Below are 22139 nucleotides of genomic sequence, written 5' to 3'. Positions count from 1 at the left end.
GAGGCCGCAGGGGCATCCGGACGTCCAGGAGAAAACGGACATTGCTGACTATTGCCTCTTCAGGATGTCATGGGTGCAGACCGCCATCCAAGGGCCCCACCCACTACTGGCCATCACGCAGAGGCTGCCCGGATGGATGCAGCGGTCCGGCCAATGTTGCCGTCCTGAGACACTTCGTCCCCGGCTACTGGGCTGTATCGGCGCAGGTGGAAGCCGATGGGACGGGTGCGAAGTGCTGTGGCGCCGAGCGAGAGCGGCCGATGGGGCGGACCGGTTCAGGCGGCCGACTGCCGACGGTGGCGGCGGATCACCTGGGCGACGGCGGTGCTGATCGTGGTCGCCGCGCAGCAGGAGACGGCAAGGCTGAGCCAGGCGGTGTTGAACCAGTGGCTGTTGAGCCAGCCCAGCGTGACGATGTACCCGGCCCAGAGCACTGCGGCCAGCGCCGACCAGCGAAGAAAGCTGCGGGACTGCTCGGGGGAGTGCCCCACGGCGAGATCGAGGACGGTGCGCCCACCGGGAACGAAGCGGGCGATGATCACCATGGCGGCGCCGGTACGCGCTCCCCGGTCCGACAGGCTCCGCTGGACGCGCTCGACGCTCGCCGCGAGCTGTGGCTTGCCCGCCAGCCGTCGGTCCACCAGCGGCGCACCCCGGCGGGCCAGCGCCAGCAGCAGGAGATCACCGAGGAACGATGCGACCGCCACCCCGAGCGCGAGGAGTATCGGGGCTCCGGCGACCTGCGAGGTCCTGAGCACGGCCAGGATGACCAGCGTGCCGCTCGGCAGGAAGGGGAGGAAGGCGTCGCCGAGGACGGCACAGAGCGCCAGGACACAGATCCAGGCCGGGCCGATCAGCGCTATGACACCCAAGGTCGTTCTCCCTCCAGACCGCCCGGAGGAGCAGGTGGCTGCAGGGGCCAACGCTAGCCGTTCGACATTTCATGCCATGAAGCACCCCCGGAGTGGGCGGGATCACAGGCGCGGACCAGGGCTTTGGTCACCCGCGCCACCCGCACGCCGGCACTCGGTCCCCGCCGCAGCGGGCCGAGGAAATCGGGGCGGACATTGGGAGAGCCCCCGGAGCGGGGTACCGCTCCGGGGGCTCGTCGGGGTCAGGCGGAACTGGTCCAGCCCGCCTGCCTTGCCGATGCGTGAGGTCTTGGTGCGCGACCTTCACTGGTCAGTAAGGCTGCCCGAAGCCGGGCTGCCCGCGCGACCCATTCGGCTGGCGACTTCTGGCGTTGGCGTGAAGCCGCCAGCCGCACGGCCGTGCTGTCGATCGGTCAGCCACGGACTGCACCGTCCGCGCCATTCGCACCACCCGCACTGGCTGCACCGGGGGCACCGTCCGCACCGGCGCCGCGACGGACAGCGACGCAACGGAGGCGCCCCTGTACCCGGGAACACGCCGACCCGTCCCCGGGTTGACCTCCCAGGCGGGAGCGGAGTTCCGCTCTGACCAGGTCGAGCAGGAGGAACCGAGGCATGACCACCGAGGACGAGCAGGCTCCCGACGCGGTGCGGCCCGCCGAACAGGCACTCCGCGATCCGATCCGCGGTGTGGCCCGGGGCACCGCACCCGCACCGCTCTCCATCCTCGACCTGGCCACGGTCGGAGAGGGCTACTCGCCCAGCGAAGCGCTGGTGGCGACCACCGAGCTCGCCCGCAGCGCCGAGAGCTGGGGCTACCACCGCTTCTGGGTGGCCGAGCACCACGGCATGCCGGGGGTCGCCAGCTCGACACCGGCGGTCCTGCTGTCGCACCTGGGGGCCCACACCCGTACGCTGCGGCTCGGTTCGGGCGGCGTCATGCTCCCCAACCACGCACCGCTCGCCATCGCGGAGCAGTTCGGCCTGCTGGAGGCCCTGCATCCGGGCCGGATCGACCTCGGCCTCGGCCGGGCCCCCGGTACCGACCAGGCCACGGCCCGGGCACTGCGCCGGGGAGTCGCCGACGACGCCGACGACTTCCCCCGCCAACTGTCCGAGCTGACGCACTTCCTGGACGGCGACTTCCCGGACGGGCACCCCTACGCGCGGCTGACCGCGGTGCCCAGGAGCGAGAAGCGCCCGCCGATCTGGCTGCTGGGCTCGTCCGGCTTCAGCGCCCAGCTGGCGGGCCGGCTCGGCCTGCCCTTCGCCTTCGCCCACCACTTCAGCGCCGCCAGCACGGTCCCCGCGCTGGACCTCTACCGGGCCGGCTTCCAGCCGTCCGCCGTGCTGGACGAGCCCTACGCGCTGATCGGCGTCGGTGCGGTGGCCGCTGACAGCGCGGCCGAGGCCCGCCGCCTGGCGATGTCGGGGGCGCTGGCCATGCTGCGCCTGCGGCGTGGCGCGCCGGGGCCGATCCCGACTCCCGAACAGGCGGCGTCGTACCCCTACAGCCAGGCCGAGGCGGACTTCCTGGACACCTGGATCGCCAATGTCGTCCTGGGCTCCTCCGACGAGGTGGCCGACGGCCTGGAGGCCCTGCGTAAGCGGACCGGCGCGGACGAACTCATGGTCACCTCGCACATCCACGGCCACGAGGCCCGCCACCGCTCGTACGGCCTGATCGCCGAGGCGTACGGTCTGAGCTGACCGCCGCCTGCTCGCCGCAGAGGCTCAGCGTGCCTGCCTCGCGCGCAGCATGGCGGCGACCCGCTCCGCCTCCCCGGGCTTGGCGAAGTACCAGCCCTGGGCCGTGTCGCACCCGGTGAGGCGGAGCCGTTCGGCCTGCGAGGCGTTCTCGATGCCCTCGGCCGTCACGGTCAGTCCGAGGGCGTGGGCGAGCTGGACCATCGCGCCGACGATCTGCTCGTCCGCGTCGGCCCGCCGGAACCGGTTGTCCGGGCGGCCGCCCGGGGCCGGGTCGCGGAAGCCCTCGATGAAGCTGCCGTCCAGCTTCAGCACATGGACCGGAAGCCGGGAGAGGTAGGCGAGGTTCGAGTAGCCGGTGCCGAAGTCGTCGATGGCGATCCGGACGCCCATGTCGGCCAGCGCCTGAAGGGCCTGCACCGGACGGCCGCCGGGCCCGAGCACGGCGCTCTCGGTGATCTCCAGCTGCAGCAGCCGGGGCGGCAGCCCGGTGCGCTCCAGCACCTGCGCGACGTCGGCGACCACGTCGGAGTCCCAGATCTGGCGGGCAGCCAGATTGACGCTCACGAAGGTCTCGGTGTCCGGAAACTCCGTCAGCCACTGCCGGGCCTGGCGACAGGACTCCTCCAGTACCCACTTGCCCAGCGGCACGATCGCGCCGGACTCCTCGGCCAGCGGGATGAACCGGTCCGGCGAGAGCGTCCCGTACCGGGGGTGGCACCAGCGGACGAGGGCCTCGGCGCCGTGCACCGCGCCGTCCGCCAGCCCGACCAGCGGCTGGTACTCGACGGTGAACTCGCCGCGCTCCAGAGCCGGGCGCAGCGCGGTCGCCAGGCGCTGACGGGTGAGCTGGTGTGCGCCGCGGTCGGGGTCGTAGAGCGTCCAGCGGGCCCGACCGTCCGCCTTGGACCAGTACAGGGTGGCGTCGGCGTCCTTGAGCAGGTCCGTCGGGGTGGTCTCCTGGACGGGGCGCTCCACCACGCCCACGCTGGCGGTGACCACCAGCTGCTGTCCGGCGATGTCGAACGGCTGCTCAAGGGCGGCGATCAGATCGGAGGCGAGCCTGGTCAGTTGCTCGCTGCTGGCGCTGTCGGCGACCAGTACGGCGAACTCGTCACCGCCCAGCCGGGCCACCAGGCTCTCCTGGTCGCGCGAGAAGCCGCGCTCCAGCCGGGCCGCCACCGCGACCAGCAGTTGGTCGCCGACGTGGTGTCCCAGGGTCTCGTTGATGGCGGCGAAGCCGTCCAGGTCGACGTAGCAGAGACCGACCCGACGAGTCGGGCGGCTGCTGCCCGGCCCGGCCGTGGGACCGGGACCGGGGGCGGCCGTTGCCATCGTGGCGGGTACGGTCGTCGCAGCCGTTCCCAGCAGCCCGGTTCGGGAGTCTCCGGGGACGGATGCCTCGGGGGCGGAAGGTGTCGCCCCGATCGCTGACGCGGGCTCAGCCGGCTCCTCGGAGCCGGGCTTCGCCGCCGCGGCACCCTGCGGGTTCGGCGGTGCGTCGCCGTTGCCGGGCATGAAGGCGGCGTTGAGGCGCTCGAAGAACAGGGTCCGGTTGGGGAGCCTGGTGAGCGGGTCGTGCAGCGCCTGGTACGCCAGCCGGTCTCCGAGCAGCCGCTGCTCGGTGACGTCCTCGACCATGGCCATCGTGTAGAGCGGATAGCCCGAGCCGTCGCGGATGAGCGAGATCGTCACATTGCTCCACACGGCCCGGCCGTCGCGGTGCTTGAGCCGCTTCTCCACCCGGAGCCGGTCGCGTTCGCCGCGGACCAGCTCCAGGTAGTGCTGGCGGTGGTTCTCCTCCGGCTCGATGATGTCGTGGATGTGGGTGCGGACCAGGTCGGCCAGATCGTGGCCGATCATGGCCGCGAATGCCGGGTTCGCCTCGATGATCCGGTCGTCGGAGTCGATCAGCGCCATCCCGATACCGGCGTCGGCGAAGGCGGCCCGGAACCGGGACTCGCTGGCCCGGAGGGCGGCGAGCAGCTCCCTGGTACTGCCGCCCAGCGGGGCCGAGCAGGTGGGGCAGAAGGTGGACGACTGCTCGTCGGACAGGGCGGGGAGGCGGTGCGCCTCGTGCCGTTGGTGTTTGGCCTCGGCGCCGTCGGTGGTGCTCTGGGCGGGGCGGCACAGTTCACCGTGCCGCACGCGCTGGCGGTGTGCGTCGGCCCCCTCGTTCCGGCCCGGCACGGCATGCTCCCGTCCGCTGCTGACGCTGATCCGGCCGACGTTCCGCACCGCGGTGGCCGGCTACCCGCACTGTCGACGCCCCTGGAACGCGGTGCAAGAACGCTTGCTGCAGGCGCTCGGCGAAGAACAGGGCACTGCCGCTGATCATAGGCTGCGCGCAGATCCGGCGGCGACCGCCGCCAGGGTGATTCGTCGGGTTCCGCGCAGAACAGTCCGGTACGTGCTGCGCCCCCGGCGCACATCGTGAGACGCACACCAGGGGCGCATGACGCGGAGTCGCACTCCGCGGCCGTCAGCCCGCCAGCTTGGCGGTCAGGGTGATGGTGGTGCCGGCCAGGGCCTGGCTGACCGGGCAGTTGGCCTTGGCGTCCTCGGCGGCCTTGACGAAACCCTCCTCGTCGAGGCCGGGCACCGCACCGGTCACGGTGAGGTGGATGCCGGTGATGCCGGTTCCGGGCTGGAAGGTCACGTCCGCCTGGGTGTCGAGCTTGGTGGGCGGGGTGCCGGCACCGGCCAGGCCGTGCGAGAGCGCCATCGAGAAGCAGGCGGAGTGCGCGGCGGCGATGAGCTCCTCGGGGCTGGTCTTGCCGTTCGCCTGCTCGGCGCGAGACGCCCAGGAGACCGGGTACTCGCCGATGCCGGAGGAGGCGAAGGTCACCTGCCCCTTGCCTTCCAGCAGGTTGCCTTCCCACGCGGTGCGTGCGGTGCGAGTGGTTGCCACGATCAGATACCTCCTGTGATGGGGGAACTGCTGGGTCGTCACGTCCGGCCGTGCCGTGCGATGCATGCCGTGCGGTGCATGCGGGCGCGGTGCGTGCCAAGCCTACGGGGCCACCCGGCGGCGGCGTGGGCGGCACAGGCGAAGGAGCCGGACGGCGTCCCCGGTGCGGCGGTCCACATAGCGGACGGATGGCCCAAATGCCACGGCTGGGCCAGTGCTCTCCTGTTAGATTTGCCGAGGCCCGGGGAGGTCCAGCAGGAAAATGGGTCACCCGGGTGCCGTTCATGCAGCCAGCCTCCGGAGCCGCCCCGATGACTGATCAGCCCACCCAGCCCGCGAACTCTGCCGCCGCGTCCCTCGAAGTGATCGACGAGGCGGTGCGGGCGGAACTGACCAGTCTGCGCGAGAGCATCGACAACATCGATGCGGCCGTGGTCCACATGCTGGCCGAGCGGTTCAAGGCGACGCAGCGGGTCGGGCGGCTCAAGGCCGAGCACAAGCTCCCGCCGGCCGACCCGGAGCGCGAGCGTGCCCAGATCACGCGGTTGCGCGAGCTGGCGGCCGGTGCCCACCTGGACCCGGTGTTCGCCGAGAAGTTCCTGAACTTCATCATCGCCGAGGTGATCCGCCACCACGAGGCGATCGCCCGCGCCTGAGCGGGCCGGACGGGTCTGAGCGGGTCTGAGCGGGTCTGAGCGGACCTGGCGAGCGGTCGCCGGGCGCCGCTCGCGCAGGCGTCCGCCGCCGGTCCGCGTCAGAGGCGGCTAAAGGCCTGATTTCGCACCGCTCCCCGGGCGGCGTTAGCGTGCTGTCCTCCCCACTCCCCTGGAGGTGGTCCGGTGGTGGCACGCACACGGCAGCAGAGCAAGGCCCGGAGCAACGGGCAGCCGCGCGGGCAGCAGTACGGGCGGCGCCTCGTGCGCGACGACGGACCGCGTCGTCGGCACGGCCGTGCCGACTGCCGTGCCGATTGCCGTGTCGGTGGTGAACTGCCGGGTGTCGCTGCCCTGGCCACCGGTCCGGGTGAGGACGTCCTGATCAAGCATGCGCGTGCCGCTGTGGCGCCCGCAGCCGACGTACTGGCGGTCTGACTCGTGAACACTGGATCGCAGTCGGCTCCGGCCGCTCCACAGGACGACCAGCCGGCCCCGGCTCACCCGGCTCACCCTGCCCACCCGACCGGGGGCGCCCGACCCGCCGGGCTGCGCCGCGCGCGCACGCCCCGGCGGCGCTGGCCGTGGTGGGCGGAGCTGCCCGCGATGGTGGTGGTGGGCCTGCTGGTGGCACTGATCGTCAAGACCTGCCTGTTCCAGGTGTTCACCATCCCCTCGGGATCGATGGAGAACACCCTGCGGGTCGGCGACCGAGTGGCCGTCAACAAGGCGGTGTCCCTCTTCGGGTGGAAACCGAAGGCCGGCGAACCCGTGGTCTTCAAGGACCCGGGCGGCTGGCTGCCGCCGCAGGCCCCCGCTACCGGCCTGACCTCCGGCGTGGTCGGGGACGCGCTCAGCTTCGTCGGGCTGCTGCCGCCCAAGGGCGACAACTACCTGGTCAAGCGTGTGATCGCGACCGGCGGGCAGAGCGTCCAGTGCAGCGGCGCGACCCTGCGGGTGGACGGCAAGCCGGTCACCGAGCCGTACCTCCACCCCGGGGACGACTCGTGCGCCGGTCTGGACTTCGGCCCGGTGACGGTGCCCAGCGGTTACGTCTGGGTTGAGGGCGACCACCGAAGCGACTCCGCCGACTCCCGGTACCACCGGGAGGGGCCGGGCGGCGGCGCCGTGCCGGTGGCGAACGTGGTCGGTCCCGCCTCAGCGGTGGTCTGGCCGCTCAATCACGTCGACTGGTTCGGCTGGACGGGCATCTGACGGTCGTCGGCGCCGTCCGGGGAGCCGCCGACGGCCGCCCGGACGCCCGCGTTCCGCGATCCGCCCGCGCTGTCCTCGGCCCGGTCCCGCGCCGACTCGCCGAGTCCGGTGGCCTCGGTGGGCTTGCCGGTCTCGGTGAAGTCGGTGAAGTCGGTGACGCCGGTGATGTCGGTGACCTCGGCGGCCTTGGCCGGCCTGCTGGTCTGTGCGGCGAAGGCCCCGATCAGGACCAGTAGACCGCCCACCAGCTGCGGGGTGCCGAGCCGCTCGCCGAGCAGGAACCAGGCCGTGACCGTCGCCACCACGGCCTCCAGGTTGGCCACCACCGCGGCCACCGGCGGGGACAGGTGCTGTACGGAGATGACGCCGGTCAGATAGGCCAGCACGGTCGCGATCAGGACCATCCAGGCGGCCGGCAGCAGAGCGGGCAGGCTGTGCCCGTTCATGATCACCTGGCCGCCGAGGATGCCCCAGTCGGCCTCCCAGGGCTGGGTGAACGCGGTCAGCGCGATGGCGCCGATCAGCAGTCCGTACGCGCTCACGGCCATCGGGTCGACCGGTCGGTCGCCCTGGCGTCCGGCGTCGGCGAGGACGAAGTAGCCGACCTGGCAGCAGGCCGCGCCGAGGCCGAACAGTACGCCGAGTGCGTCGAAGGCCAGGCCGTTCCAGACCTGCACCACACAGGCCAGGCCGGTCACCGCGACACCCGCGCCGATCATGGCGGCCCGCGAGACGGGGCGGCGCTGGACGAACTTGACGTACCCGAGGAGCAGCAGCGGGCCCAGGTACTCGATCAGCAGCGCCACTCCGACCGGGATCCGGGATATCGCGGCGAAGTAGCAGGCCTGCACGCCGCCCACGGCGAGCAGGCCGAAGCCCAGGAGCACGCCGGGGCGCTGCCGGAGGGCCTGCCGGTGCTTGTAGGCGAGCGGGAGCAGGACCAGCGCGGCGCCGGTGACCCGGAGCCAGACCACGTGCAGCGGTGAGAGACCCGCCTCGATCAGCGGCTTCGCTGCCGTACCGGAGCCGCCGAAGGCGAGGGCGGAGACCAGTGCGAGGGGGAGCCCGAGCCTTCTGGCCGTGGCGCCGGTGGCGGACGTAGAGCTGTGCATCGGGGCATTCTGTCAGCTCGAAGCGATCTCTGTAAGGCGCTATCTTGCCTTTTGGTCCTGATCGTCAGCTGTTCCTGGCCGGGGCGTCGCTTGCCGCCCCGGCCGGGGTCGCGTGCCGGGTCCGGACTACCCCGCGGCCTGCGGCTGGCCGTTCGGCTGACCGCTCGGGCCGGGGCCCGGCTGGGTCGGCGCAGTGGTCGGCTGGGTCGTCGGATCGGGCTTGGGCGGCGTCGTGCGGGACGGCGAAGGCCGGGTGGTGGGCCGGGTGGTCGGCGAGGAGCCGCCACCGCCCGTGCTCCCGGAGGCGCCGCCGGAACCGCCCTGAGTGGTCGAGGCCGCCCCGGCGGAGGCACCCGAGGCGGCGCCGGTCTGCGGCGCGGACGCCGAGGGCGAGGCCGTCCCGGCGGCAGGGCCCGACGATCCGTTCGGTGTGGCGGTCGAGGAGCCCGGGTCACTGCCCGAGGGGCCCGACAGCAGCGGGTTGTCCGAGGACGAGCCGTCGAAGTCGCTGACCGGCTGCCCGGCCAGGGCGGCCTTCATGTAGGCGGTCCAGACCTGGGTCGGGAACTTGCCGCCGGCCGCGGCCGAGACGCCGCCGACGCCGTCCAGGGTGACCTGGCTGCCGTTGCCCGGGTCCTGGCCGAACAGGGCCACCGAGGTGACCAGTTCGGGTGTGTAGCCGACGAACCAGACCGACTTGGAGTCGTCGGTGGTGCCGGTCTTGCCCGCCACCGGCCGGCCGAGTGCCTGCGCGCGGTAGCCGGTGCCGCCCGGGTCGCTCACGACTCCCTGCAGCATCGTGGTGACGGCCTGCGCGCTCTGCTTGCTGATCGCCTGGGTCGTCCTGGGCGCGGGCAGCTTGACCTGCTCGCCCTCGTGCTGGAGCGACTTCACGATCCAGGGGGTGATCTGCTGCCCGTCGTTGTCCAGGGTGGCGTACACCCCGGCCATGTCGAGGACGCTGGGCGTGGCGGTGCCGAGCGGGATCGACGGGTGGGCGTCGAGCCCGGGGGTGTCGGCGGACAGGCCCATGGCGACGGCCGTCCTGCGGACCTTCTCCAGGCCGGTGTCCTGGGCGAGCTGGGCGAAGACCGAGTTCACCGACCAGTCGGTGGCCTGCTGGAGGGTCACCCGGCCGTAGTTCACGCCGCCCTCGTTCGGCGGGGCGTACGGCGTGCCGGTGCCGCCCGCCACCGGGCGGCCGCTGGTGCCGTCGTAGACCGTGTCCGGGCTGATCCGGACCCCGCTCTGGGTGCGGGCGCCGCTGTCCAGGGCGGCGGCCAGCGCGATCGCCTTGAAGGTCGAACCGGCCTGGTAGTCCTGCCGGGTGGCGTTGTCCACCCAGTGCTTCGTGGCGTCGGTGCCGCCGTACAGCGCCACCACCGCGCCCGTCTTCGGGTCCACCGAGGCCGCGCCGGCCTGGGCGTCGGCGTCCTTCTTCCGCTGGTCGGGGGAGAGGCTGTCGGTGAGCTGCCGGCGGACGGCGTCCTGCAGGTCCTGCTCGCGCTCGGCGTCGACGGTGAGCGTGACGGTGTAGCCGCCCTGGGCGAGTTCCGCGTCGCTGATGATCCCGTGCGAGGTCAGGTAGTCCGTCGCCTGGCCGACCAGGTACCCGGCCTGGCCGGAGAGGCCGGGGGCGCTCTTCGGCTCCTGCACCTTGGGGAAGGTGACGGCGGCGCGCTGGTCGGAGGTGAGCCAGTTCTGCTGGACCATGCCGTCCAGCACGTAGTTCCAGCGGTTGACCGCGTTCTGCTTGCCCTGGGCCGTCGCGGTCGAGACGTCGTACGCGCTCGGGGCGTTGAGCAGCGTGGCCAGGTAGGCGCCCTGGCCGGGGTCGAGCTGACCGGCGTCCACGCCGAAGTACGCCTGCGCCGCGGCCTGGATGCCGTACGCGCCCCGGCCGTAGTACGAGGTGTTGAGGTACCCGGAGAGGATCTCGTCCTTGCTCTGGGTGGCGTCCACCTTGAGCGCGATGAACAGTTCCTTCACCTTGCGGGTGACGGTCTGCTTCTGGTTCAGGTAGGTGTTCTTGACGTACTGCTGGGTGATCGTCGAACCGCCCTGGGTGGTCGTGCCGGTGGCGGTGTTCAGCGCGGCCCTGGTCAGGCCCTTCAGGTTGACCGCGCCCTCGTGGTAGAAGTTCCGGTCCTCGGCGGCGAGGGCGGCGTGCTGGGCGGCGGGGGAGACCTTGTCGAGGCCGACGTTCTGCCGGTTGGTCTGCCCGGTGCGGGCGATCAGGGTGCCGTCCTGGTAGAGCCAGGTGTTGCTCTGCGCGGTCGCGGCGGCGTGGGCGTCCGGGACCTTGATCACGGTCATGCCGAGGACGAACAGGCCGACCCCGAGCAGTACCGAGGTCACCAGGCCGAGCAGGGTCAGCCGCCAGGTGGGTATCAGCCTGCGCCAACCGGTCCTGCGGGGGCGTCGGGGTCGTCGGGGGAGGAGCCCGCGTCCGGTCCGGCGGCCGATCGGCAGCGGGCGGAGGCCGGTGGGCGATATGCGCGGCAACGTGGCGCCTTTCCAGCGAGCCCTGTGACAGTTGCTCACGCGATCTAGGTCGGACGGCAGACCGATTCAGCCTGCCTGAGGTTTTTGTGAGCCGTTAGGGACCTTTGTCCCTTTTTGTTTCACGATCCGGTAACTGGAGCGGGTTCCGGACGGTCGGCGGGGAGCGCGAAAAGCCTCAGGGCCTCCTCACCGTCGTGAGGAGGCCCTGAGGCTTGTCTGTGCGCCGCCAGGGACTCGAACCCCGGACCCGCTGATTAAGAGTCAGCTGCTCTAACCAACTGAGCTAGCGGCGCCTGCTGACCTGGAAAACAATACACGGTCCGAGCGGGTGCTCCGAACCGGGCTGCTCCGGCGGCCGGGCCGGTACACGCCGGAGGATGTCCGGCTTGTGGTGGTTAGGGTGGTTGAGTGCCCGGTCGCCCTGAGCCCGTCCGTCCTGCGCCTGCCCGTCCGCGTGCGGCCCGGTTCACCGCCGTGCTGCTGCTGGTGGGGATCCGGCTGGCGGTGCCGGCCAAGGGGGTCCGGGCCACCGCGACGTGCGCGCCGGAGGGGAAAGGCGCACCGGAGGAGAGGGGCGGGGCGGCATGACCCCCGAGCCGGGGGCGGGCGTGGCGCGGATCGTGCTGATCGACGGCACCCCGCTGCACGTACGGTCCGAGGGCCGGGGCCCGGCCTGTGTGCTCAGCGGCGGCCTGGGGTGCAGCTGGTTCGACTGGGACGCCGTGGTCGCCCTGCTCGCGCCGCACCGCACGGTGGTCCGCTTCGACCGCCCCGGCTACGGGCTCAGCGCCCCGGCGCGACTCGTCCCGACGGCGGCACGGGAGGCGGAGCGGATCCGCCGGGTCCTGGACTCCCTCGGCCTGACCGGCCGCTGTACGGTGGCGGGCCACTCGCTCGCCGGGTTCCACGCCGAGGCCTTCGCCCGCCTCCACCCCGAGCGCACGGCCGCTCTGGTCCTGCTGGACGGCAGCGTCGAGCCCGAGGCCCGGCCGCGCCCGGTGCCCGGACTGCGCGATCTGACGGCGCGTACGCTCGCAGCCTCGGCGACCGCGCTGGCGGTCCCGTACCTGTTCGGACCGGCCGGGCGCAGGCTCGTCGCGCGGGCGAGCACCGTACGGCGTGAGGATCCGGTGCCCGTCGAGCTGGTGCGCCGGTGCTACCGACCGGGCCGGGCGCTGCGGGCGGCCCTGCGGGAGAACAGCAGCTACCGGGACGTCGCCGCGCAGCTCGCCGAGCTGCGGCGCGCTGCGCCGCTGCCGCAGGTGCCGGTCACCGTGCTGGCGGCCGACGACGGGCGGGACTCGCGGCGCACCCGGCGGTGGCTGGAGGCGCAGCGGGGGCTCGCCGAGCTGCTCGGGGCCGAGTACCGCACGGTGGCTCCGGCGGGTCACCTGCTGATGTTCGACCGGCCGGACGCGGTCGCCGAGGCGATCCTCGGCGCGGCCGGATAGGGGCGCGGGCTGCTCGCGCAGGTCCCCGCGCCCCCGGGGCCGCCCGGGCGGGGTTGGGTCGTGGGTGCCTCGGGGTCGTCCTGGAAGATCGCCTGCTGGGCTCGTAGCCGGCCTGGCCGGCGACGCCCGAGTTGATCACGGCGCCGTCCACATCCTGGAGGCTGCGCGGGGTCTGCTGGGCGTCCACCGACACGATCCTGAGGTGCCTGGGGTCGTCCGTGATGTCGTCCGGGGTGCCGTAGAGCCCGGTGGTGTCCTTGAGCTTCAGCAGCTCGGCCTGCTCCAGTACCCGCAGCGCGCGGCCCTGGTTGGACGGGTCGTTGGGGATCGCGATCTTCCCGTCGTCGGGGATCCGGTCCACGCTCTTGTGCTTCAGCGAGAACAGTCCGAGCGGGGCGACCGAAGTGGCGCCGATCGGCACGGTGTCGGTGCCGTTGCCGGCGTTGAACTGGCTGAGGAGCGCCAGGTGCTGGAAGGCGTTGAGCTCGATGTCCCCGGCGGCCAGGGCCTTGTTGGGCAGTGCGTAGTCGTCGAAGGCGACCAGTTCGACGTCGATGCCCTCGGCCTTGGCCTTCTCCTTGAGGACGTCCCAGTCGGAGCCGGCGCCGGAGATGCCGATCCGGACCTTTCCCGGGGCGCTGCCGTCGGAGGTGCTGTCGCAGGCCGCCAGCAGAGTGGCGGCGAGAACGGAGGCGGCGGCGGTGGCTGCGACCCGGCGGGGTACGGAGGAGAGCGTGGCGAACCGATCCAGGGCTGGCGGGGCGGTGGAGTGAGCGCGAGGAGGGCCCGCTAGGGCGTCGGCGCGTGCCTTGAATTCTAGATTTGGAGAGGCCTCTATGCCTTCGAATTCAAGGCAGAATTCGTGCCGGTTCAAGAGATTGCAACACCGCGGTTGCGTGTGGCGAGGTCGCAGGCAGAGCGGAACCCGGAAGCGCCTGAGGGCCTCCTCACCGTCGTGAGAAGGCCCTCAGGCTTGTCTGTGCGCCGCCAGGGACTCGAACCCCGGACCCGCTGATTAAGAGTCAGCTGCTCTAACCAACTGAGCTAGCGGCGCCTGCTGACGTCGAAGACTCTACGCGACCTCGCCCGAATCTCCGAATCGTGATCGGGTGGTCGCGTTCCGTGCGGGCGCCTCGGCTCCGGTGTGGCGGCTCAGGCGTCCGGGTAGTGGCAGGCGGCGTGGTGGTCCCGGCCGGGGGCGGCTTCGGCGAGGGCGGGGGGTTCCTGTTCGCAGCGGGTGCGGAGGTCGGACGGCAGGGCGGTGTGGACGGGGCAGCGGGCGCGGAACGGGCAGCCGGTGGGTCGTTCGGTGGGCGAGGGCGGATCACCGGCCAGCAGGATGCGCTTCCGGCTGCGTTCGGCGGCGGGGTCGGGCAGCGGGACGGCCGAGAGCAGTGCCCGGGTGTACGGGTGCCGGGGCCGCTCGAAGACCTCGTTGACCGCGCCGGACTCGACGGTCCGCCCGAGGTACATCACGCTGACCCGGTCGGAGAGGTGCCGGATCACCGACAGGTCGTGCGAGACGAAGAGGTAGGCGAGCCCCAGCTCCGCCTTGAGCTGCTGGAGCAGGTTGAGCACGCCCGCCTGTACGGACACGTCCAGGGCCGACACCGGCTCGTCCAGCACCAGCAGTTGCGGCTGCACCGCGAGTGCCCGGGCGATCGAGATCCGCTGCCGCTGCCCGCCGGAGAACTGGTGCGGGTAGCGGGTGGCGTGTGCCGCGTCCAGCCCGACCTGGCGCAGGAGTTCGGGCACCCGCCGTCCGATCAGCTCGCGCGCCGCGCCCTGCGCCAGCAGCGGTTCGGCGACGATGTCCGAGATCGGCATCCGCGGGTCCAGGCTGGCCATCGGATCCTGGAAGACGATCTGGATGTCGGACCGCAGCCGGTGCACGGCCGACCGGTCCAAGTGGGCGGTGTCCTGGCCGAGGAGTTCGATCCGCCCGGCCTCGGGCTCGGCCAGGCGCAGCAGTTCGAAGAGCGTGGTGGACTTGCCCGATCCCGACTCGCCGACCAGGCCGAGGGTTTCGCCGCGCCGGATGTCCAGCTCGACGCCGTCCACCGCATACACCTCGCCGACCTTCCGCTTGAAGACGCTGCCCTTGAGCACCGGGAAGGTCTTGGCCAGCCCGGTGACCCGCAGCACGCTCTCGCGCTCGTCCCGGGGCCGGGCGACGGCGGCCGGCGGCACCGTGGGTACCGGGTAGACCTCGCTCGGTGCGGGGCCGTGCTCGGCCAGTTCCTCGGCTCGTACGCAGGCCGCCAGGTGGCCGTCCGCGCCGGTCAGCCGGGGTTCCTCGGTACGGCAGCGGTCCTCGGCGAGCGGGCAGCGGGCGGCGAAGGGGCAGCCGGGCGGCAGGGTGGCGAGGGCGGGCGGCCCGCCGGGGATCGGGACCAGCGGTCCGCCCCCGGTGTCGAGGCGGGGCACCGCGCCGATCAGGCCGAGGGTGTACGGATGCCGGGGGCGCGCGAACAGCTCGTCCACGCCTGCTGTTTCGACCACGCGCCCGGCGTACATCACCGCGACCCGGTCGGCCATTCCGGCGATCACGCCGAGGTCGTGGCTGACCAGGACCAGTGCCGCGCCGGTCTCGCGCTGTGCGGTGCGCAGGACGTCGAGCACCTGGGCCTGGATGGTGACGTCGAGGGCGGTGGTGGGCTCGTCCGCGAGCAGGATGCCGGGGTCGTTGGCGATCGCCATCGCGATCATCGCGCGCTGGCGCATACCGCCGGAGAACTCGTGCGGGAAGCCGGCCAGCGCGCGTTCGGGGGAGGGGATGCCGACCAGGTCGAGCAGTTCGGCGGCCCGCTTGCGCGCCGCCGGCCTGTCCAGGTCCTGGTGGATGCGCAGGGCCTCGACGATCTGGTCGCCGATCCGGTAGACGGGCGTGAAGGCGGAGAGCGGGTCCTGGAAGACCATCGCCACCTTGCGGCCCCGGATGGCGGCCAGCTCGCGGTTGGGCAGGCCGACCAGTTCGCGCCCGTCCAGCCTGACCGAGCCGCTCACCGTCGCGGTGGTCGGCAGCAGGCCCAGAATCGCCAGCGAGGTGACGGACTTGCCCGATCCGGACTCGCCGACGATGCCGAGGGTCTCGCCGCGCCGCAGCCGCAGGTCCACCCCGCGCACGGCCGGGACGCCGTTGAAGTCGACGCTCAGGTCGCTGACGGTCAGCAGGTCGGTCTCGACGGTGGTGGTCACTTGCCGCTCCGAGGGGTGCGGGACTTCCGTGCGGGCCGGGTCCCTTCCGAGGTCGGGTCGAGCGCGTCGCGCAGCCCGTCGCCGATCAGGTTGATCGCCAGGACGAAGAGCACCAGCAGTCCGGCGGCGAAGTAGAACAGCCAGGGGAAGACCGGTGCCTGGTCGGTTCCGGCGGCCAGCAGGGTGCCGAGCGAGACGTCGGGGGCGCGGACACCGAAGCCGAAGTAGGAGAGCGCGGTCTCGCTCATCACGGCGGCCCCGACCGCGATGGTGGCATCGGTGATCAGGAAGGAGGCCACGTTCGGCAGGATGTGCCGCAGGATGATCCGCAGCGGCCTGACCCCCATGAACTGGGCCGCCCGGACGAACTCGCGCTCCTTGAGCGAGCGGGTCATCGAGCGGACCACCCGGGCGGTGATCATCCAGTTGAAGGCGGCCAGCAGGGCCACGAAGGCGATCCAGCCGGTCCCGCGCAGCTTGGGCGAGATGATGGTGATGATCAGGAAGCTGGGGAAGACCAGCATCAGGTCCACCAGGAAGGTGAGCGCCCGGTCCGTCCAGCCGCCGAAGTACCCGGCGCAGGCGCCGACCAGGGAGGCCGCCACCGTGGAGAAGAAGGCCACCAGCAGGCCGATCACCAGCGACTTCTGCAGGCCGCGCACGGTCTGGGCGAAGACGTCCTGCCCGAGGCCGTTGGTGCCGAACCAGTGCTGGCCCGAGGGAGACTGACGGATCGCCAGGTAGTCGGGGGTGGCGTAGTTCCACGGGGTCAGGAGCGGGCCGCCGAAGGCGAGCAGGAAGAGCAGCAGCACGATCGCGCCGCCGGCCAGCACGCCGCGCGAGGCCAGCATCCTGCCCAGCACCAGCCGCAGCCGGCCGGCCGGTGCGGCCTCCTCGGGCACCGGGGCCGGGAGGCCGTCGGCGATCAGCGCGGCCGTGGGGGGAACGGTGGGGGGAACGGCAGTCATACAGGTCAGCTCCTCAGGACCGTACGCGCGGGTCGAGCGCGGCGTTCAGCAGGTCCGCGAGGAAGCCCGAGGCCAGCACCACCACGGCGGCGAACAGGTTGACCGCGATCACCGAGTTGACGTCCTGCTCGTTGATCGCCTGGATGAACCACTCGCCCATCCCGTGCCAGCCGAAGATGGTCTCGGTGAAGGTGGCGCCGGTGAAGATGCCCAGGAAGCTGTAGGCGAACATGGTCGACATCGGGATGATCGCGGTCCGCAGCCCGTGCTTGAGCAGTGCCCGGTTGCGGGTCAGGCCCTTGGCCTCGGCGGTGCGCAGGTAGTCGGAGCCGAGGACGTCCAGCATGGTGCCGCGCTGGTAGCGGCTGTACATCGCCAGTCCGCCGAGGGCCAGCGAGAGCGTGGGCAGCAGCAGGTGCAGCGCCCAGTCGCCGAGGTGGGCGCCGATCCCGCCGGACAGCCCGGGGGTCTCGTACCCGGTGAACGGGATGACCTCGTGGCCGACGGCGTCCTTGGCGGCGATGGCGCCGTTCTTCAGCAGCAGGGCGAGCAGGAAGACGGGAGTCGAGAGCAGCACGAACGAGACCAGGGTCAACACCCGGTCGGATATCCGGTACTGGCGAATGGCGCTCCAGGCGCCGCCCGCCACCCCGAGCAGCATGCCGAGCAGACTGCCGATCAGCAGCAGGCGCAGGGACACCAGAATTCGGCGCCCGAACTCGGCGTTCACCGAGGTGTTGTGGATGGTCCGGCCGAGGTCACCGTGCAGGACCAGATCGCTCGACCAGGTGCCGAAACGTTCCACCACCGGGGTGTGGTCGTTGATGTTCAGCGCGGTCAACTGCCGGTCCACCGAAGCGGCGGACGGACGGGGCTGCTTGGCCTCGAAGTACGTCCGGGGGCCGAGCGCGGTGCTGGAGAGCGCGTACGCCAGGAAGACCGCGACGACCAGCAGCGCGGCGTAGTACGCCAGGCGCTTGGCCAGATAGCGGATCACCGCCCACCACCGGGGAAGCTGTTCGGGTGCCTGCTGAGCATGATCAATGGCCTTCGGTGAGGGGGTACTTGACGCACTTTCGCGCAGCAGTTCTACGGCACGAGCGGACGGCCGTCCAGGGGTTGCGGCGCCTGCGTTTCTTCCCGGGTGGGGGAAATCGCAGGTCAGAGTCTTTCAGTCGGGTACTTACGGAGTATTGCGCCGGTGTTTCGTCCTGTTGCGATTCGATCAGGTGCGAACACCTGCCCCTGGTGGCAGAACTGATCCGCTGTTACGTTCCTCCTCGCTGGGCACCCGAATTGGCTGCCCACGCTCAAGGCTTGCCATGCCCGGCGGCCGGAATCTGTCGAAGACTCTCCGGGGGAACCCCTCATGGACGCATCCAGCACAGCCCGCGGCCTCGGCCGGGCCGCCGTCGTCGCGATCGCCCTGGCGCTGACCGTCACCGGCTGCAGCTCCGGCGGCTCGGGTTCGACGGGTGATGTGGCCAAGACGGTCTCCCCCGTCCAGGATGCCGACGACATCAACGCCCAGCCGCTGGACAAGGTCAAGGACGGCGGCGAGCTGCGGGAGGCCCTGCAGCAGTGGATCACCCAGTGGAACCCGTACCAGGTGGACGGCCGCTACGGCGACGCGGTCGACATCATGGGCTATGTCGAGGCGAAGCTGTTCCGCACCGACGCCAAGGGTGTCTTCCATCCGGTGCCGGAGTACCTGACCTCGGCCGAACTCACCTCCACTTCGCCGCAGGTGGTCACGTACAAGATCAACCCCAAGGCCAAGTGGTCCGACGGCAAGCCGATCTCGTACGAGGACTTCAAGGCCGTCTGGCAGTCGACCAACGGCAAGGCCGCCGGTTACAACATCGCGGACTCCTCCGGGTACGACCAGATCTCCAGCGTGGCGAAGGGCGCCGACGACCAGGAGGTCAAGGTCACCTTCGGCAGCCCGTACGCGGACTGGCGGAACCTGTTCAACCCGCTGGTGCCGGCTTCCATGCTGGCCGACGCGGATGTGTTCAACAACGGCTCGGTGGAGAAGGTCTCGGTCTTCGGCGGTCCGATGAAGATCGGCGGTATGGACAAGAGCGCGCAGACCATCACCCTGGTGCGCAACCCCGACTGGTGGGGCACCCCGGCCAGGCTGGACAAGATCACCTTCCGGGTGATGGACCTGCCCGCGATGACCCAGGCGTACCTCAACAACGAGATCGACGAGGCCCCGGCGAGCAACACCACCGCCTACAGCCAGCTCAAGGACGCCAAGGACACCCGGATCAGCACCGGCACCCCGTGGGACGAGGTGCACATCTCCTTCGGCGGCAACGGCGCACTGGCCGACCAGACGGTCCGCCAGGCGATCGGCCGGGCGATCGACCGCGACGCGCTGATCAAGGTGGTCAACCAGGGCATGCCGATCCAGTTCAAGAAGCTGGACAACCACCTCTACATGACCAACCAGTCCGGCTACCAGAACAACTCGGGCGACTGGGCCAAGTTCTCGCCGGACGTCGCCAAGCAGCTGCTGGACAAGGCCGGCTGGAAGGAGGGTGCAACCGGCCAGCCGCGCACCAAGGACGGCCAGTCGCTGGAGCTGCACTTCGTGGTCAGTGACGGCACCACCCAGCAGCAGCTGGACATGGTCGCCGCCGTGCAGAACATGTTGCAGCAGGTGGGGATCAAGATGGACATCGACAAGGTGTCCAGCAAGGAGTACTTCACCAAGTACATCAACCAGGGCAAGTTCGACCTGGCGAGCTGGCGGAACACCGACTCCTTCCCGCTCTCCCAAACGGTGCCCAACTTCCGTGCGCCCGAAGGCGACAACGTGTTCGGGAACTTCTCGAAGCTCAGCACCCCCCGAGATCGACTCGCTGCTGAAGAAGGCCGCCGCCACCCTCGACAAGGCCGAGGCCGACAAGCTGTACAACGAGGCCGACGCCAAGATCTGGGAACTCGGCCACACCATCGAGATCTACCAGCGGCCCAGCATCCTGGCCGTCCGCAAGGGCCTGGCCAACGAGGGGGCCAGCAGCCTCGCCAACCCCGACATCACCAAGATCGGCTGGCTCAAGTGACCCGGAGTGCCCAGGCGGGCTGAGGGTATGACGAACAGCAGGCGGCGCTGGCGAGCAGCGCGGTGATCACGAGGCCGGTGGTGTGGACACGGGAGGGCGGTGGATCCGCCCCCTGTCCCACCATCGGCCTTGACCTTCCGCGTTGCTCGCAGACCGCCCGTGTCGTCTCTTTCCAACGTGGGAGGGAATCTATCGGGCCAATCGGGGCGGACAGGACGGCTTCCACAGGGCACGCCCGGGAGCGGTCGAGCTGTCACCCGGTTCGCGCACTGCATCGTCAACTGTCGTTGACGGGTGCGCAAAACGGTTGGAACCGGCCCATACGGCGTGCCGCAGCGGTGCGTGCGCCGGGGGTTTCGGGGTGCCAGGATCGCGCTGACGCGCCCACCCCCGCGCCCACCCCGAGCAAGGCGGAGTCATGAGCAGCGAGACAGCCCCCGAGCCGCCGTCCCAGGCCACGCCGAGGTCGGTGCGGCGGATGGCCAGGCGCAGTCGCGACGAGGCCCACCGGACCGCCACGCCATTGGAGTTGTTCTTCGACCTCTGTTTCGTGGTGGCCGTGGCGCAGGCCGGCCGGGAGCTCGCCCACGCGCTGGCCGAAGGCCACTACGGCATGGGGCTGGCCGGCTATCTGATGTCGTTCTTTGCGGTTTGGTGGGCGTGGACCAACAGAGCAACAGGTCGCTGACCTGTCCAGATCTGATAGTCCACGGGTGGGCCTGGATGAACTTCACCTGGTTCGCCTCCGCCTACGACGTGGACGACGTCCCGTACCGGATCACCACCCTGGTCCAGATCGCCGGTGTGCTGATCGTCGCGGCCGGGGTGCCGCGCGCCTTCGAGGACCGGAACTTCGTGCTGTTCGTGGTCGGTTACGCCGTGATGCGGGTCGCGCTGATCACCCAGTGGCTGCGCGCGGCGGCGGGCTGCACCGGGGCCGAACGCACCATGGCCCTGCGCTACGCGGGCGGCATCGCCCTCTGCCAGCTCGGCTGGTGGCCGGCGCTGCTGGTGCTCGACGGGACGGCCAGGACGGTCGCCCTGGTCGTGATGATCGTCGCCGAGCTGTCCGTCCCGGTTTTCGCCGAGCGCCTGGTCCAGACCACCTGGCATCCGCACCACATCTCCGAGCGCTACGGCCTGTTCACCGTGATCGTGCTCGGCGAGACGGTCTCCGCCGCAACCGTCGCCGTCCAGTCCGGCCTGGACGAACACGAGGCCCTCGCCCGGCTGCTGACCGTCGCGGCGGGCGGCCTGCTGCTCTGCTTCGGCGCCTGGTGGATCTACTTCGCCGAGCCGATCCACGACCATCTGCGATCCAACCGGCAGGCCTTCGTCTGGGGGTACGGGCACTACCTGGTCTTCGCCTCGGCGGCGGCGATCGGGGCCGGCCTGGAGGTCGCGGTCGAGTACGCCGTCGGCCGGGCGCACGTCTCCGGGGCGGCCGCGACCGCCGCACTGACCGTACCGGCGGCGCTGTACCTGTTCACGGTCTGGCTGCTGCACGCCCGGCACGTCAAACACGGAGCGGCCCAACTGGTCCTTCCCGTCACCGCGTTGGCGACCCTGCTGTGCACCCTGGCCGGCGCGAACGGCGTCCTGCCGGCCGGACTGGTGACGGCCGCCGCGGTGGCCGCCGGGATCACCCTGCGGGCCCGCCGGGGCTGAGCGGGCACGCCGCCGGCCGGGCGCCGGCGCTGCGGGTGCTCGGCGCGGGCGCTGTCGGCGGCCCGTGCGAGCATGACCTCCGCCGACCCGAGGAGAAGAGCAGCCGTGCCATCCGCCTACGAACAGATCTCCGACCTGCCCTACGGCCACCTGCTCCGCCCGCACGCCGGCCCGCTGCGCAAGGACGAGCGCTACGACACCGTCCACTTCGACGGCGGCAGCTACCAGGACCAGGCGGCGAACGGCGCGAGCTTCCTGGAGTGCGCCTTCACCGGCGTCGAGCTCGGCGGCGTCAAGCTCCGCCAGGCCAGGTTCAACGAGGTCTGGGTCCAGGGCAGCCGCTGGGTCGCGGTCGCCGCACCCGAGAGCGAGTGGCAGGACGCCCAGCTGCTCGGCACGGTGCTCGCCGGGGTCTCGGCGTACGGCTCCGCGCTGCGCCGGGTGGTGCTGCGCCACTGCAAGCTGGAGTCCGTGAACCTGCGCGGCGCCCTGCTGCGCGACGTGGTCTTCGAGGACTGCCTGCTGCGCGACATCGACTTCGGCGACGCCAAGTTGACGGAGGTCTCGTTCCCGGGCAGCACCCTGGACGAGGTCAGGTTCGGCACCGCGCAGCTGCGCCAGGTGGACCTGCGCGGCGCGGTCCGGCTCGGACTGCCCGACGGGCCGCAGGGGCTGCGCGGCGCGGTCATCTCCACAACGCAACTCTTCGAGCTGGCGCCGCAGTTCGCTCACGCCCTCGGGATCACGGTCCAGGACCGCTGACATTTCGTTCATCTGGCAGCAGAAAGGCTAAGTGCGTCTGAAC

General features: G+C 71.3%; 17 protein-coding genes, 2 tRNA genes and 1 pseudogene. 9 read left to right on the top strand and 11 right to left on the bottom strand.

Annotated features, from left to right (window positions below; genetic code table 11):
* Positions 1–275: 275 nt before the first annotated feature.
* Positions 276–872, bottom strand: a complete 597-nt coding sequence (locus UK12_RS07060) for a DedA family protein (RefSeq protein ID WP_052681665.1) — start codon at positions 870–872, stop codon at positions 276–278.
* Positions 873–1487: 615 nt separating this feature from the next.
* On the opposite strand from UK12_RS07060, the gene UK12_RS07055 reads away from it, so the two are divergent.
* Positions 1488–2582, top strand: coding sequence for an LLM class flavin-dependent oxidoreductase (locus UK12_RS07055; RefSeq protein ID WP_045300751.1), 1095 nt, complete (start codon positions 1488–1490; stop codon positions 2580–2582).
* Between the two features lie 24 nt (positions 2583–2606).
* Here the strand turns inward: UK12_RS07055 and UK12_RS40975 are convergent, their stop codons facing one another.
* Both UK12_RS40975 and UK12_RS07045 read right to left on the bottom strand, forming a co-directional pair.
* Positions 2607–4769 (bottom strand): putative bifunctional diguanylate cyclase/phosphodiesterase, encoded by a 2163-nt coding sequence (locus UK12_RS40975; protein ID WP_197084624.1) that lies wholly within the window; start codon positions 4767–4769, stop codon positions 2607–2609.
* A 292-nt stretch (positions 4770–5061) separates the two neighbouring features.
* Entirely contained in the window at positions 5062–5490 is a 429-nt protein-coding gene (locus UK12_RS07045) for an OsmC family protein (RefSeq protein ID WP_045300749.1), read from the bottom strand.
* 311 nt (positions 5491–5801) lie between these two features.
* On the opposite strand from UK12_RS07045, the gene UK12_RS07040 reads away from it, so the two are divergent.
* The 3 genes from UK12_RS07040 to lepB all read left to right on the top strand — a co-directional run bounded on the left by UK12_RS07040 (position 5802) and on the right by lepB (position 7358).
* On the top strand, positions 5802–6146 hold the full coding sequence (locus UK12_RS07040; RefSeq protein ID WP_045300747.1) for a chorismate mutase: 345 nt from the start codon (positions 5802–5804) through the stop codon (positions 6144–6146).
* 186 nt (positions 6147–6332) lie between these two features.
* The gene (locus tag UK12_RS07035; protein ID WP_156178581.1) at positions 6333–6581 is read left to right on the top strand and encodes a hypothetical protein; all 249 of its coding nucleotides are present in this window, start codon (positions 6333–6335) and stop codon (positions 6579–6581) included.
* Positions 6582–6749: 168 nt separating this feature from the next.
* The gene (gene lepB, locus UK12_RS07030) at positions 6750–7358 is read left to right on the top strand and encodes a signal peptidase I (protein ID WP_052681663.1); all 609 of its coding nucleotides are present in this window, start codon (positions 6750–6752) and stop codon (positions 7356–7358) included.
* On the opposite strand, the gene UK12_RS07025 is transcribed toward lepB, so the two are convergent.
* The 3 genes from UK12_RS07025 to UK12_RS07015 form a co-directional block, all read right to left on the bottom strand.
* Positions 7325–8470 carry an EamA family transporter gene (locus UK12_RS07025; protein ID WP_082119385.1) on the bottom strand — a complete coding sequence of 382 codons (1146 nt, stop codon included), beginning with the start codon at positions 8468–8470 and terminating at the stop codon, positions 7325–7327. The two genes, lepB and UK12_RS07025, sit on opposite strands and share 34 nt — an antisense overlap.
* Before the next feature lie 126 nt (positions 8471–8596).
* On the bottom strand, positions 8597–10975 hold the full coding sequence (locus tag UK12_RS07020; protein ID WP_052681662.1) for a transglycosylase domain-containing protein: 2379 nt from the start codon (positions 10973–10975) through the stop codon (positions 8597–8599).
* A 219-nt stretch (positions 10976–11194) separates the two neighbouring features.
* Positions 11195–11268: transfer RNA gene (locus UK12_RS07015), tRNA-Lys, on the bottom strand.
* A gap of 291 nt (positions 11269–11559) precedes the next feature.
* Between UK12_RS07015 and UK12_RS07010 the strand changes: the two genes are divergently transcribed.
* Positions 11560–12426, top strand: a complete 867-nt coding sequence (locus tag UK12_RS07010; protein WP_045300743.1) for an alpha/beta fold hydrolase — start codon at positions 11560–11562, stop codon at positions 12424–12426.
* Between the two features lie 148 nt (positions 12427–12574).
* On the opposite strand, the pseudogene UK12_RS44970 reads toward UK12_RS07010, so the two are convergent.
* The 5 genes and pseudogenes from UK12_RS44970 to UK12_RS06980 form a co-directional block, all read right to left on the bottom strand.
* Positions 12575–13300, bottom strand: a pseudogene (locus UK12_RS44970) (MetQ/NlpA family ABC transporter substrate-binding protein); the annotation flags it as partial.
* 106 nt (positions 13301–13406) lie between these two features.
* Positions 13407–13480 (bottom strand) — tRNA-Lys (locus UK12_RS06995).
* A gap of 98 nt (positions 13481–13578) precedes the next feature.
* Positions 13579–15624 (bottom strand): ABC transporter ATP-binding protein, encoded by a 2046-nt coding sequence (locus UK12_RS06990; RefSeq protein ID WP_045300737.1) that lies wholly within the window; start codon positions 15622–15624, stop codon positions 13579–13581.
* Positions 15621–16592 carry an ABC transporter permease gene (locus tag UK12_RS06985; protein ID WP_197084622.1) on the bottom strand — a complete coding sequence of 324 codons (972 nt, stop codon included), beginning with the start codon at positions 16590–16592 and terminating at the stop codon, positions 15621–15623. Before UK12_RS06985 ends, UK12_RS06990 begins: the two co-directional genes overlap by 4 nt.
* A gap of 13 nt (positions 16593–16605) precedes the next feature.
* On the bottom strand, positions 16606–17589 hold the full coding sequence (locus tag UK12_RS06980) for an ABC transporter permease (RefSeq protein ID WP_045300735.1): 984 nt from the start codon (positions 17587–17589) through the stop codon (positions 16606–16608).
* Between the two features lie 372 nt (positions 17590–17961).
* On the opposite strand from UK12_RS06980, the gene UK12_RS06975 reads away from it, so the two are divergent.
* The 4 genes from UK12_RS06975 (at position 17962) to UK12_RS06965 (ending at position 22096) form a co-directional block, all read left to right on the top strand.
* Positions 17962–19689 (top strand): ABC transporter family substrate-binding protein, encoded by a 1728-nt coding sequence (locus UK12_RS06975; RefSeq protein ID WP_052681660.1) that lies wholly within the window; start codon positions 17962–17964, stop codon positions 19687–19689.
* 395 nt (positions 19690–20084) lie between these two features.
* Positions 20085–20354 (top strand): low temperature requirement protein A, encoded by a 270-nt coding sequence (locus tag UK12_RS40965; RefSeq protein ID WP_197084621.1) that lies wholly within the window; start codon positions 20085–20087, stop codon positions 20352–20354.
* A gap of 35 nt (positions 20355–20389) precedes the next feature.
* A complete protein-coding gene (locus UK12_RS06970) occupies positions 20390–21334 on the top strand; it encodes a low temperature requirement protein A (RefSeq protein ID WP_197084620.1) in 945 nt (314 codons plus the stop codon).
* A 105-nt stretch (positions 21335–21439) separates the two neighbouring features.
* Positions 21440–22096: a pentapeptide repeat-containing protein gene (locus tag UK12_RS06965; protein WP_197084619.1), complete on the top strand. Its 657-nt coding sequence runs from the start codon at positions 21440–21442 to the stop codon at positions 22094–22096.
* Positions 22097–22139 lie beyond the last annotated feature (43 nt).

This window comes from Saccharothrix sp. ST-888 (assembly GCF_000955975.1).
Taxonomy (GTDB): Bacteria; Actinomycetota; Actinomycetes; order Streptomycetales; family Streptomycetaceae; genus Kitasatospora.
Note: the sequence above shows the minus strand (reverse complement) of the source record. Positions and strands in the feature narration are given on the sequence as shown.

Coding starts and splice junctions, on each gene's coding strand:
- UK12_RS07025 (WP_082119385.1), bottom strand. CDS start 8,470: ATGCACAGCTCTACGTCCGCCACCGGCGCCACGGCCAGAAGGCTCGGG.
- UK12_RS06985 (WP_197084622.1), bottom strand. CDS start 16,592: ATGACTGCCGTTCCCCCCACCGTTCCCCCCACGGCCGCGCTGATCGCC.
- UK12_RS07010 (WP_045300743.1), top strand. CDS start 11,560: ATGACCCCCGAGCCGGGGGCGGGCGTGGCGCGGATCGTGCTGATCGAC.
- UK12_RS06970 (WP_197084620.1), top strand. CDS start 20,390: ATGAACTTCACCTGGTTCGCCTCCGCCTACGACGTGGACGACGTCCCG.
- UK12_RS06975 (WP_052681660.1), top strand. CDS start 17,962: ATGGACGCATCCAGCACAGCCCGCGGCCTCGGCCGGGCCGCCGTCGTC.
- UK12_RS07040 (WP_045300747.1), top strand. CDS start 5,802: ATGACTGATCAGCCCACCCAGCCCGCGAACTCTGCCGCCGCGTCCCTC.
- UK12_RS07055 (WP_045300751.1), top strand. CDS start 1,488: ATGACCACCGAGGACGAGCAGGCTCCCGACGCGGTGCGGCCCGCCGAA.
- UK12_RS40965 (WP_197084621.1), top strand. CDS start 20,085: ATGAGCAGCGAGACAGCCCCCGAGCCGCCGTCCCAGGCCACGCCGAGG.
- lepB (WP_052681663.1), top strand. CDS start 6,750: ATGGTGGTGGTGGGCCTGCTGGTGGCACTGATCGTCAAGACCTGCCTG.